We start from the raw sequence: 12,714 nt of genomic DNA, 5'->3' as shown, positions 1-12,714 counted from the left end.
GTATATATATTAATATACTTTAGATTTAGAGGTAATGATAGTATTATGAAAAATATAAAATTAACTATAGAATATGATGGAACAAATTATTCTGGATGGCAAAAACAGAACAATTCTTTAAGTGTACAAGAAGTTATTGAAAAATCTTTAGAGGAGCTTTTATTGCATGAAGTACAAGTGGTAGGTTGTAGTAGGACAGATACGGGAGTTCACGCTAAAGAGTATATCCTTAATTTTAAAAGTGATACAAGTATACCACCAGAGAAGATAAAATATGCTTTAAATACTAAGCTACCTAGAGATATTGTTGTTTTAAATTCTGAGGAAGTGAGTGGAGAGTTCCATTCTAGATATAGTTCAAAAGGTAAAACATACTTATATACAATTTTAAATAGGGAATTTCCTACAGCTATAGATAGAAATTATGTATATCATCATAAGAACCATCTAAATATAAATAAAATGAGAGAAGCATCAGAATATATATTAGGAAAACATGACTTTTCAGCATTTAAGAACAAAGGAAGTTCTGTTAAAACATCTATAAGAACAGTTACAGATTTAAAAATAGAAGAAGATAATAATAAAATAAAAATATATGTATCTGCAGATGGTTTTTTATATAATATGGTTAGAATAATAGTAGGTACTTTAATACTTGTAGGTGAATCTAGAATTGAAGCAGAATATGTTAAAGACATAATTGATTCAAAAGATAGAAATAAAGCTGGTAAGACAGCTCCGCCACAAGGTTTAGTTTTATTAAAAACATGGTATTAATAAAATGAAAAAATATTTAATATAAAACATTTTAAATATGTTGACACACCCGGCTAGATGTATTATAATTATTAAAGTTGTTATGTGTATATAGATCCACTAGCCCCGGGTCTTTTGCATAGATATATTCATGTAAAATTCAGGGAGGGAAAAAAATGAAATCATACATAGCTAAAAGCGAACAAGTAGAAAGAAAATGGTATGTAGTAGATCTTGAAGGTCAAACGTTAGGAAGAGCGGCAAGCCAAATAGCATCAATATTAAGAGGAAAGCATAAACCAACATATACTCCTCATGTAGATACTGGGGATTTTGTAGTAGTTGTAAATGCAGATAAAGTTGTTTTAACTGGTAAAAAGTTAGATCAAAAATTATTAAGACATCACTCTCTATATCCAGGTGGATTAAAAGAAATGTCTTACAGAGATGCATTAGCTAAAAAGCCTGAGTTTGTATTCGAAGAAGCAGTAAGAAGAATGCTTCCAAAAGGAAAATTAGGTCGTCAAATGTTTAAAAAGTTAAAAGTTTATAGCGGTCCAGAGCACAATAATGCAGCTCAAAATCCAGAAAAACTAGAATTAAGATACTAATTATCTGAAGGGAGGAAATAACATGGCAAAAGTACAATATTTCGGAACAGGTAGAAGAAAAACATCAATAGCTAGAGTAAGACTAGTACCGGGCGAAGGTCTAGTAAAAATAAACAACAGAGATATGGACGATTTCTTTGGTTTAGATACTTTAAAAATCATAGTTAACCAACCATTAGAATTAACTGGTACAAAAGAGAAATTTGATGTATTAGTTAACGTTCATGGTGGAGGATTCTCAGGTCAAGCAGGTGCTATAAGACACGGTATAGCTAGAGCTTTAATAAAAGCTGATGAAAACTTAAGACCAGAATTAAAGAAAGCTGGATTCTTAACTAGAGATTCAAGAATGAAAGAAAGAAAGAAATACGGTCTTAAAAAAGCAAGAAGAGCTCCTCAATTCTCAAAGAGATAGTTGTTTGGAATTCTTATTCAAAAGGAAGGGTATATACCCTTCCTTTTTTTTATAATAATTTTACATAACTATTTGTAAAGTTGGTAACCTTTAAATAATTGAAAAGAATATATGAATAATTTGTTAACGTAAATAAAGATAATGTTAAAAGTATAGAAAAAATATTAACATAAACCATAATATTTTGTATTATTTATTATGAAAGAAAATATAAATCTTCTAAGAAAATTATTAATTAGGAGAATTAAATTTACATAACAGTATAAACTATTAAACAATAGCTAGTTAACAGGAGGGATTTTATGAGCCAGGGTTTTAAAATGGCTATCGAGTTATTCGGAGGTCTTGGACTTTTCCTATATGGAATGAAATTAATGGGGGATGGTCTTCAAAATGCAACAGGTGAAAAACTAAAGTCAATTTTTGAAAAGATAACCTCAAATCCTATTAAAGGTGTAGTAACGGGAGCATTAGTTACTGCCATAATACAAAGTAGTAGTGCTACTACGGTTATGGTTGTTGGTTTTGTTAATGCTCAACTCATGAATCTTTATCAAGCAACAGCAGTAATTATGGGGGCAAATATAGGAACCACTATAACGGCTCAGATTGTAACCCTAGATATTGAAGCATTTATACCTATATTTATAGGGGTAGGAACATTAATTGTTTTATTTACAGAGGCTAGTAAAGGTAGAGAGCTTGGAAACATAGTTTTAGGTTTTGGTATATTATTTTTAGGTATGAATTTAATGAAGACTTCCATGGAACCTTTACAACAGTCAGAGCTATTTAGAGAAATATTAGTTAAGTTAGATGGAAATGTTTTCTTAGGTATTCTAGCTGGATTAGCTATAACTGCAATTATACAAAGTTCATCGGCAACCACAGGAATATTAATTTCATTGGCTGGAACTGGTGTTTTAAAGATAACTATGGTAATTCCTATTTTATTTGGATGTAATATAGGAACTTGTGTTACGGCATTACTTTCTAGTATAGGAACATCTAAAACAGCTAAAAAAGCTGCAGTGATACACTTATTATTTAACCTTCTTGGTACAATAATATTTATACCACTATTTAAACCTCTAGCATGGGCTGTGACAAGCTTACCATTCATAGGTTCATCAGTGGTTAAGAATCAAATAGCTAATGCACATACAATTTTTAATATAGCAAACACTTTAATTCTTCTACCATTTATAAAATATTTAGTTAAACTAGCTAATACTTTAATTAAAGGTGAAGATGAAACTGAAAAGTATGGTACTCAATACATAGATGATAGACTGTTAGAAACTCCTGTTATAGCAGTTGGCCAAACAGTAAAAGAAATAAGTAGAATGGCAAATAAGGCTAGAAAGAATTTAGAAATTGCCATGGAAGCATTTGAAAAAAATGATGAAAAATTAATCAAAAAGGTTTATAAAAATGAAAAACTAATAAATCTTTTAGAAGATGAAATAGTTAATTTTCTTGTTAAACTTTCAAAGGAAGATTTAGCTGATCATGAAACAGATATAGTGACTTCAATGTTCCATGTTGTAAACGATATTGAAAGAATAGGTGATCATGCTGAAAATATAGCTGACCTTGCAGGGGAGAAAATGTTAAAGAGGCTAAAGTTCTCGAACGATGCCAATTCTGAATTAATGGATATGTTCCAATATACAATAGATGTGCTAACTGTTAGCGTTGAAGCTTTTGAGGAAAAAAACATTATGAAAGCTGAGAAAGTAAAACAGATTGAAGAAAGAATAGACTCTTTGGAAAAGGAGTTAAGAAGTACTCATATAAAGAGATTGAATCAGGGTTTGTGTAACGCTTCAGTCGGAACTGTATTCTTAGATCTTATAAGTAATTTAGAGAGAATAGGCGATCATGCAAATAACATTTCTGATACTGTTATTAATATAACAACAAGTTAATAAGTAAAATTGAATTAGTGAGATATTTATAAAAAACAGTTTGTATGAAAAATACAAACTGTTTTTTTTATAATAAAATATATTAAATAAAAACTTAGATATTATTAATAATATTTAGGTTTAGAGAATACATTTGATATTAGGGTAGAAAGAGAAAGGAGAAATAAAGTTGAAGTTAAAGAATGATACAAAAATAAGAAAGCTAAAGGAAGTTACTAAAAATAAAGCCTTAGACAATAAGAAATTGATATTAAGTGTAATGGTAGTACTTTTATGTATAATAGGAATTTTAGGAGTGAACCATAATCATATAACAAATGTGATGAAGAAAACGGAAAGCAAAAGTATTTTAATTGATCCAGGACATGGAGGTATGGATGGAGGTGCTGTTTCGCCTAGGGGAACTATAGAGAAAGACTTAAATTTAAAAACAGCTCTTTATACAAAAGAGGAATTAGAAAAAATAGGTTTCAAGGTTTATATGACTAGAGAAGATGACAGAGGACTTTATGATAACAAAGGAACTGTAAGAGAAAAAAAAATACAAGATTTAAAGAATAGGTGTAAAATGAAGGAGGAGACGTCTCCAGATATATTCTTAAGTATTCATATGAATAAGTTTCCTCAAGAAAAGTATAGTGGAGCCCAGGTATGGTACTCTAGACATGAGAAAAGTAAGATATTAGGCAATATAACGCAAAAAAATTTAAAAAATGATTTAGATCCTAATAATAATAGAGTTGAGAAAGAAGCTAAGGACCAATTTAAGATATTAAGATCCAATGATAATATGCCTTCAATCATTGTAGAATGCGGTTTTTTGTCAAATTATGAGGAAGAAAAGAAATTGAAAAGTGAGGAATACCAAAGAAAGATAGCTAAAAGCTTGGCTAAATCTATAGTTGAATATTATAATAACAGGTAATGGACTTTTTAACAAGTCCATTACCTGTTATTTTAAGTATAAAAAGATAATAGAATATATTAAAATAAGATTAAGTGAGTGTTATTTTTATAACTAATTTTTATAACTACATAAAAAATAAACAAAGTTCAAATTACTTAAAATAGACCTATTAGGGCTTATATGTACTATATATTCAATTGAATCTTAAAAATACTTACACTGTTTATAATTTGAGGTTGAATTGAATTTATTTTTTGAAAATTGTTGATACTGTAAAAATAATATGATATTATTAAGGTGTCTTATGGATTAATCCATTAGTCCATTTAAAATGGAGGAGATTGAAATAGATATAATAGTTAATAAAAAAAGTGGTGTACCTATATATTTACAAGTAAAAAAAGAAATCTTAAATCAAATCCGAGGTGGAAAGATAAAGGTCGGAAGTAAAATGCCAACAGAAAGAGAATTGGCACAGTTATTAGGAGTTAGTAGAAACACCATTAGTTCAGCATACAACGAGTTGGAGAAGGATGGAATAATAAAATCATACCAAGGTAAAGGTACATTTGTAATAGAAGAGGTGTCTTCATGGAAGGACAAAAATTTAAAAGATAAGATTGTTAAGGTATTAGACCTAGCATTAGAAGAGGCTTTAGAAAATGGTATGAAGACAGAAGAATTCTTGGAAGTTGTAAATGAAAGAGTTAATGAGAAGAAAGAAATAATGAAAAAGATTGTATCTGTATATGTTGAATGTAATATTGAACAAGCTAAAATGTTTAGTGAACAGTTAACTAAAACAAGTAATATGAATGTAATACCACTTACTATATCAGACCTTCAAAAAATGGATAATAAAACATCAGATATTTTAAAAAAGTGTCAAGTTATTATAACTACTTTTAATCATGTAAATGAAATTACAGAACTTACAAAGGATAATAAAAAACATGTTTTAGGTGTAGCTATTAATCCAGATCTTGGTACCATAGTGAAAATAGCTAGATATCCAGAAGGAACTAAGCTTGGATTTATATGTATATCCGATCAATTTATGTTTAAGATAAGAAGAGCTTTAGAAAATTCAGGATTAGGAAATGTAAATATGGAATTTACTAATACCTATGATAATAAAGAGTTAAGTAAATTTATAGACGATATGGATGTAGTAATAGTTTCACCAGGTAGATATAAGGACGTAAAAGATTTAAATAAAAGTAATAAAGAAATAATTGAATTCATATATACTTTAGATGATGGATCTGTAAAGGTGATAAAGTCTAAGTTAATAGAATTACAATATAATAATTAATAGGTGCTTTACATAATAGATATTTAACATAGGGGATAAAGAGGAAATTAGAATATCAAGTAATGATATTTTAATATATAAATTTTAATATAATAAATTATATTAAAGGGTTACATAATAAAATATTTATTATTAATTTAGGAGGCCTTGGTTGATATGGAAAAAAATAATGGCAAGACTGTAGTAATTGGGGTTATAGGTTCTGATTGCCACGCTGTTGGGAACAAAATAATTGATTATGCACTAACAGAAGCAGGATTTAACGTAATTAATATTGGAGTTTTATCACCACAAGAAGACTTTATAAATGCAGCGGTTGAAACAAATGCTGAAGCAATAGTTGTATCTTCTTTATATGGTCATGGAGAAATTGACTGTAGGGGATTAAGAGAAAAATGCGAAGAAGCTGGTCTAAAAGATATAAAATTATGCGTTGGTGGTAATATAGTTGTTGGTAAACAAGATTGGAATGAAGTTCACCAAAGATTCACAGATATGGGATTTGATAGAGTTTATGCACCAGGAACTCCAATCGAAGTTACAATTGGAGATTTAAGAACTGATTTAAACATAAAATAATTTGGGACAAACTGTACCTAAAAAATTCAGAGGTGAAATAAAGTGAATGCTTACCTATTATTAGATTTTGGTAGTACTTATACCAAACTAACAGTTGTGGATATAGACACTGAAGAAATTGTAGCTACAGCAAAAGACATTACTACAATCGAAGATGATATAATGATTGGATTTAATAATGCCTATAAAAAAATAGAAGAGCAATTACAAGGAAAAGAAGTTAATTTTGTTAACAAATTAGCGTGTTCATCTGCAGCTGGCGGTTTAAAAATGATAGCTGTTGGACTTGTGCCAGACCTTACAGCAGAAGCTGCTAAAAGAGCTGCTTTAGGCGCTGGAGCAAGAATATTAAATGTATATAGTTTTGAACTTACAGAATCAGAAGTAGAAGAAATAAGAAATTCAAAATTAGATATTATTTTACTAGCAGGTGGAACAGATGGAGGAAACAAGGATTGTATAATTCATAATGCTAAGATGATAGCAGAAGCTAAGCTTGGTGTTCCAGTAGTTGTAGCAGGTAATAAAGTAGCAAATGACGAAATAAAGAAGATCTTCTATGAGGCAGGAATTTATTATAGTATAACAAGAAATGTAATGCCCAAATTAAATGTCTTAAATGTAGAACCTGCAAGAGAAGAGATTAGAAAAATCTTCATGGGTAATATAGTAAAAGCAAAAGGACTAGGGAATGCTGAAAACTTTATAAGTGGAATATTAATGCCTACACCAGCAGCAGTTTTAAAAGCCGCTGAAGCATTAAGCCAAGGCACCGATGAAGAGGAAGGTATAGGAGATTTAGTAATAGTGGATATAGGTGGTGCAACAACAGATATTCACTCACTAGCAGATGGGGAACCATCAAAACCGGGTGTTACTGTTAGAGGACTAGAAGAACCCTTTGCAAAAAGAACTGTAGAAGGGGATTTAGGAATGAGGTATTCATCATTATCGCTTCTAGAGGCATCTGGTACTAGAAAACTAAGAAATTATTTGAATGATAAAGAAAGAAAGATTAATATTTCAGAAAATTGTAAATATAGATCAGAAAATATAAGAATGGTTCCTAAGACAGAGGAAGAAATTTTCTTTGATGAAGCTATGGCAAAAGTAGCAACGGAGCTAGCTATGTCAAGACACGTAGGAACTGTTGAATGTGTGTATACACCAGTAGGTCCTATATACACACAAGTTGGTAAGGACTTAATGCCAGTTAAATATATAGTTGGTACGGGGGGAGTACTTGTTCATAGTAAGAATCCTTCAGAAATATTAAAAGCTGGAGTTTTCTCAAAAGAAGAAGGAACTCACCTAAAACCAGAAAATCCAGGGTTTATGTTAGATAAAACTTATATTTTATCTGCAATGGGTTTATTAGCTCAGGAATTGCCTGATTTAGCCGTAAGATTAATGAAAAAATATTTAGTGAAGTTATAGTTTATATCTAGGGGGTAAAAAGCTGTGGAGTTAAAAAATAAAAAATGGACTGAAGAAGAATTTTTCGAAATGAGAAAAGAAATTTTAGGGCACTGGTCAACTGGTAAAGAAGTTGAGAATATTCAAGATGGTATAGAATATTGCAAATCCTTACCTGATCATAAAAACTTTGCAAAGAAGTTAGTAAAAGCTAAGGAAGAAGGAATAACTTTAGCACAACCAAGAGCAGGTGTTGCTTTAATAGATAAGCATATTGAATTATTAACTCATTTACAAAATGAAGGTGGAGCAGATTTATTACCAAGTACAATAGATAGTTATACAAGATTAAATAGATATGATGAGTGTGAAGTTGGTATAGAGGAAAGTAAAAAAGCAGGAAGATCATTACTAAATGGATTCCCAGGAGTAAACCATGGTGTTACTGGATGTAGGCAAGTTGTAGAAGCTGTTAATTTACCAGTAGAAGCAAGACATGGTACACCAGATTCTAGATTATTATCAGAAATAATCCACGCAGGTGGTTGGACTTCAAATGAAGGCGGTGGAATTTCTTATAATATTCCATATGCTAAAAATGTACCGCTTGAAAAGTCAATATTAGATTGGCAATATTGTGATAGACTTGTTGGATATTATGAAGAACATGGGGTTAGTATTAATAGAGAACCATTTGGACCACTTACAGGAACATTAGTACCACCAAGTACATCAAACGTTGTTGCTATTATTGAAGCATTACTTGCAGCAGAACAAGGAGTTAAAAATATCACAGTAGGATACGGACAATGTGGTAACTTAATCCAAGACGTAGCTGCAATAAGAGCATTAGAAGAGCAATGTGAAGAATACTTAAAAGAATATGGTTATAATGACGTAGTACTAACTACAGTATTCCACCAATGGATGGGAGGATTCCCTTCAGATGAAGCTAAAGCTTTTGGTGTAATTTCAACTGGAGCTGCTGCTGCGGCACTTGCAGGAGCTACTAAGGTTATAGTTAAAACTCCACATGAAGCTATAGGAATACCAACAAAAGAGGCAAATGCTGAAGGTATAAAGGCAACTAAAATGACATTGAACTTATTAAGAGGTCAAAAGATGCCAATGTCTAAAGAATTAGAAACAGAAATAGCTATAATAAAAGCTGAAACTAAATGTATGTTAGATGAATTATTTAGATTAGGTAATGGAGACCTTGCAATAGGAACAGTTAAGGGATTTGAAGTAGGTGTTGTAGATATTCCATTTGCACCAAGTAAATATAACTATGGAAAGATGATGCCAGCTAGAGATAATGAAGGTTGTGTAAGATATTTAAAATTCGGTAATATTCCATTTACTAAGGAATTAAAAGAATATAACATGACTAAGTTAGAAGAAAGAGGAAAATTTGAGGAAAGAGAAGTAGGATTCCAAATGACTGTTGATGATATATTTGCAGTAGGAAAAGGAGTTCTTGTTGGAAGACCTCAAAAATAATAAAACATTTAATAAGACTAAATTAATAATAAATTAATATAGAATTGGCTTCAGGGTGGATATCTCTGGAGCCTAAAACAAAATCTTTAAAAGAATGGGGGCTTTTAAGAATGAAAATTTTAGACGTGGTATGTTCAGCAGGTAGAACAGGTTTTTATTTTGACGACCAAAGAGCAATAAAACAAGGTGCTGGTCATGATGGGTTCACATATGTAGGTGAAGCAGTAACAGAAGGATTTACATCTATAAGACAAGCTGGGGAATCTATATCAGTTATGTTAATATTAGAAGATGGGCAAGTAGCACTTGGTGATTGTGCTGCAGTTCAATATTCTGGAGCAGGCGGAAGAGATCCATTATTCTTAGCAAAAGATTTTATTCCAGTTATAGAAGAAAAAATAGCTCCAAAATTAATTGGAAGAGAATTAAACAGTTTTAAAGAATTAGCTGAAGAATTTGATAAAATGGAAATAGACGGTAAGAGATTACATACTGCTATTAGATATGGTATAACTCAAGCATTATTAGATGCAGTTGCAAAAACTAAAAAAGTTACAATGGCAGAAGTAGTTAACGAAGAGTATAAAGCTGGCGTTGAAATAAAGAGAATTCCAATATTCACTCAATCAGGTGATAACAGATATGAAAACGCTGATAAGATGATTATAAAAGGTGCTGATGTATTACCACACGCATTAATCAATAACGTAGAAGAAAAGTTAGGTTTAAAAGGACAAAAACTTTTAGACTATGTTAAATGGTTAAGAGATAGAATAATAGAACTTAGAACTTGTGAATCTTACTCTCCAATATTCCACATTGATGTATATGGAACAATAGGAGCTGCATTTGACTGCGATACAAATAAAATGGCAGACTATCTTGAAACTTTAGCAGAAGCTGCAAAACCTTTCAAATTAAGAATAGAAGGACCAATGGACGTAGATGATAGACAAAAACAAATGGAAGCTTTAAGAGACTTAACAGCTGAAGTTGATAGAAGAGGAATAAATGTAGAATTAGTTGCTGATGAATGGTGTAATACATTAGATGACGTTAAATTCTTTGCAGATAACAAAGCAGGACATATGTTACAAATAAAAACTCCAGACCTTGGTGGAGTAAACAACACAGCAGAAGCTATAATATACTGTAACGAAAAAGGTGTAGGTTCTTATTGTGGAGGAACTTGTAACGAAACAAACAGATCTGCTGAGGTAACAACAAATATAGCAATAGCTTGTGGTGCTACTCAATGTTTAGCTAAACCAGGAATGGGTGTTGACGAAGGATACATGATTGTAAACAATGAAATGAATAGAGTAGTTGCACTTGTAAATAGAAGAAAATAGTATTTTAACGTAAAAGGCGGTTTGCTATAAACTGCCTTTTACCTTATTGTAGTTAAAAGACTCTACATAAAATTAAAAGTTTGTTACAATATAAATAGGAAATTTATATATTTAAATTGAATTGGAGGAAAATCATAATGAGAGAAATCCATGTATCCGATATTACAAAGGCAGTAAGAGACCTATGTATAGAAGCAAATTATTATCTATCAGAAGATGTTAAAAATAAAATTAAAAAATCTAGGGAAGAAGAAAAGTGGAATACAGCTCAAGGTGTACTAGATAATATTATAATAAACTTTGATATAGCTAAAAATGAAAATGTACCAATATGTCAAGATACAGGAATGGCTTGTGTATTCCTAGAAATAGGACAAGATGTTCACGTAATTGATGGAACTATTGAAGATGCAGTAAATTCAGGTGTTGCACAAGGCTATGAAGAAGGATTTTTAAGAAAATCTGTAGTTAAAGATCCTTTGGATAGAGTTAACACTAAAAATAATACACCAGCAGTTATTTATTATGATATAGTTCCAGGAGATAAATTTAAAATAACAGTAGCTCCAAAAGGTTTTGGTTCAGAAAATATGAGCCAACTGAAAATGTTAAAACCATCAGATGGAATAGAAGGCGTTAAGGAATTTATCCTTAAAGTTGTAAAAGATGCAGGTCCAAATCCATGTCCACCTATCATAGTAGGAGTTGGTATTGGAGGAACTTTTGATAGAGCAGCGAACTTAGCTAAAAAATCTCTTTTAAGAAGTGTTGATGAGAGAAATCCAAATCCTATGTATGCAAATCTAGAGGAAGAATTGTTAGAAAAAATAAATAATTTGGGTATAGGTCCACAAGGCTTTGGTGGAAAGACAACAGCTCTTGCAGTGCAAATAGAAACATATCCAACTCATATAGCAGGACTTCCAGTTGCAGTTAATATTCAATGTCATGTAGCAAGACATGCATCAAGAGAGATATAAATAGAACTCTTTAAATGTAACTGCACAATTAATTAAAAATTAGAAAATCTAAACTTTAATAGTTATAAAAGAAGAAAATAAGTTTGGGGGAATAATAATGGTAAAAAAAATAACTACTCCATTAACACAAGAAAAAGTTAAAGACTTAAAAGCAGGTGATTCTGTTTTAATATCAGGGATTATATACACAGCTAGAGATGCAGCTCATAAAAGACTTGTTGAGTTATTAGAAGAGGGTAAAGAGCTTCCATTAGATGTTAAAGATTCTATAATATATTATGTTGGACCAACACCAACAAAACCAGGTAAAGTATTTGGATCAGGAGGACCTACTACAAGCTATAGGATGGATGCTTATGCACCAAGCTTATTAGATATTGGTCTTAAAGGAATGATAGGTAAAGGATTAAGATCTGATGTGGTTATAGAATCTATGAAAAAAAATAATGCTGTTTATTTTGGTGCCATAGGTGGAGCAGCAGCTTTAATTGGAAAATCTGTTAAAAAAGCAGAAATTATAGCGTATGAAGATTTAGGAGCGGAAGCTATAAGAAGACTTGAAGTAGAAGATTTGCCTGTAGTTGTTGTAATAGATAGCGAAGGAAACAATCTATATAAAGAGGGTCAAAAAGCTTACTTAGACTCAATAAAATAAAAGTTTTGAGGTGAGATTATGCAAACATTAAAACCAGCTAAAGCAGGGACTATGGAATCTAATGATATTTATATAATGATAATGCCAAACCAAGACGGTGGCATTGAATTACAATTAGAGAGTATTGTTATGAAACAATTTGGTGAAGAAATTGAAAGAGTTATAAGAGAAACTCTAAAAGAACTAGATGTTAAAGATGCTATAGTGAAAGCACAAGATAAAGGTGCACTAAACTATACAATTAAAGCTAGAGTAGAAACAGCTATAAAAAGAGCTAGGGCTTAGGGGGTG

13 protein-coding genes are annotated in these 12,714 nt (G+C 30.9%); all 13 read left to right on the top strand.

All coding sequences use genetic code 11. The features are described from left to right. Positions 1–45 precede the first annotated feature (45 nt). The 13 genes from truA (at position 46) to citD (ending at position 12,708) form a co-directional block, all read left to right on the top strand. Complete coding sequence (gene truA, locus FGL08_RS11545) at positions 46–780, top strand: tRNA pseudouridine(38-40) synthase TruA (RefSeq protein WP_138210935.1); 735 nt, start codon at positions 46–48, stop codon at positions 778–780. A gap of 155 nt (positions 781–935) precedes the next feature. Continuing rightward, complete coding sequence (gene rplM, locus FGL08_RS11540) at positions 936–1,370, top strand: 50S ribosomal protein L13 (protein WP_138210934.1); 435 nt, start codon at positions 936–938, stop codon at positions 1,368–1,370. A gap of 22 nt (positions 1,371–1,392) precedes the next feature. Then, the gene (rpsI, locus tag FGL08_RS11535) at positions 1,393–1,785 is read left to right on the top strand and encodes a 30S ribosomal protein S9 (RefSeq protein WP_138210933.1); all 393 of its coding nucleotides are present in this window, start codon (positions 1,393–1,395) and stop codon (positions 1,783–1,785) included. Between the two features lie 302 nt (positions 1,786–2,087). Beyond that, entirely contained in the window at positions 2,088–3,716 is a 1,629-nt protein-coding gene (locus tag FGL08_RS11530) for a Na/Pi cotransporter family protein (protein ID WP_171012062.1), read from the top strand. 259 nt (positions 3,717–3,975) lie between these two features. Beyond that, the gene (gene cwlD, locus FGL08_RS11525; protein ID WP_138211334.1) at positions 3,976–4,641 is read left to right on the top strand and encodes an N-acetylmuramoyl-L-alanine amidase CwlD; all 666 of its coding nucleotides are present in this window, start codon (positions 3,976–3,978) and stop codon (positions 4,639–4,641) included. 313 nt (positions 4,642–4,954) lie between these two features. Then, entirely contained in the window at positions 4,955–5,938 is a 984-nt protein-coding gene (locus FGL08_RS11520) for a GntR family transcriptional regulator (RefSeq protein WP_138210932.1), read from the top strand. A 156-nt stretch (positions 5,939–6,094) separates the two neighbouring features. Then, on the top strand, positions 6,095–6,517 hold the full coding sequence (glmS, locus tag FGL08_RS11515; RefSeq protein ID WP_138210931.1) for a methylaspartate mutase subunit S: 423 nt from the start codon (positions 6,095–6,097) through the stop codon (positions 6,515–6,517). A gap of 42 nt (positions 6,518–6,559) precedes the next feature. Next, complete coding sequence (gene glmL, locus FGL08_RS11510) at positions 6,560–7,954, top strand: methylaspartate mutase accessory protein GlmL (RefSeq protein WP_138210930.1); 1,395 nt, start codon at positions 6,560–6,562, stop codon at positions 7,952–7,954. Positions 7,955–7,978: 24 nt separating this feature from the next. Then, positions 7,979–9,436, top strand: coding sequence for a methylaspartate mutase subunit E (locus tag FGL08_RS11505; protein WP_138210929.1), 1,458 nt, complete (start codon positions 7,979–7,981; stop codon positions 9,434–9,436). A 110-nt stretch (positions 9,437–9,546) separates the two neighbouring features. Next, positions 9,547–10,788 (top strand): methylaspartate ammonia-lyase, encoded by a 1,242-nt coding sequence (locus tag FGL08_RS11500; RefSeq protein ID WP_138210928.1) that lies wholly within the window; start codon positions 9,547–9,549, stop codon positions 10,786–10,788. A gap of 137 nt (positions 10,789–10,925) precedes the next feature. Next, a complete protein-coding gene (locus FGL08_RS11495) occupies positions 10,926–11,768 on the top strand; it encodes a fumarate hydratase (protein WP_138210927.1) in 843 nt (280 codons plus the stop codon). Between the two features lie 97 nt (positions 11,769–11,865). Beyond that, entirely contained in the window at positions 11,866–12,423 is a 558-nt protein-coding gene (locus FGL08_RS11490; RefSeq protein ID WP_138210926.1) for a Fe-S-containing hydro-lyase, read from the top strand. A gap of 18 nt (positions 12,424–12,441) precedes the next feature. After that, positions 12,442–12,708: a citrate lyase acyl carrier protein gene (gene citD, locus FGL08_RS11485; RefSeq protein ID WP_138210925.1), complete on the top strand. Its 267-nt coding sequence runs from the start codon at positions 12,442–12,444 to the stop codon at positions 12,706–12,708. The last annotated feature ends 6 nt before the right edge of the window (positions 12,709–12,714 follow it).

The organism is Hathewaya histolytica (assembly GCF_901482605.1).
GTDB lineage: Bacteria > Bacillota > Clostridia > Clostridiales > Clostridiaceae > Hathewaya > Hathewaya histolytica.
This window is presented reverse-complemented; position numbering and strand designations above follow the sequence as displayed.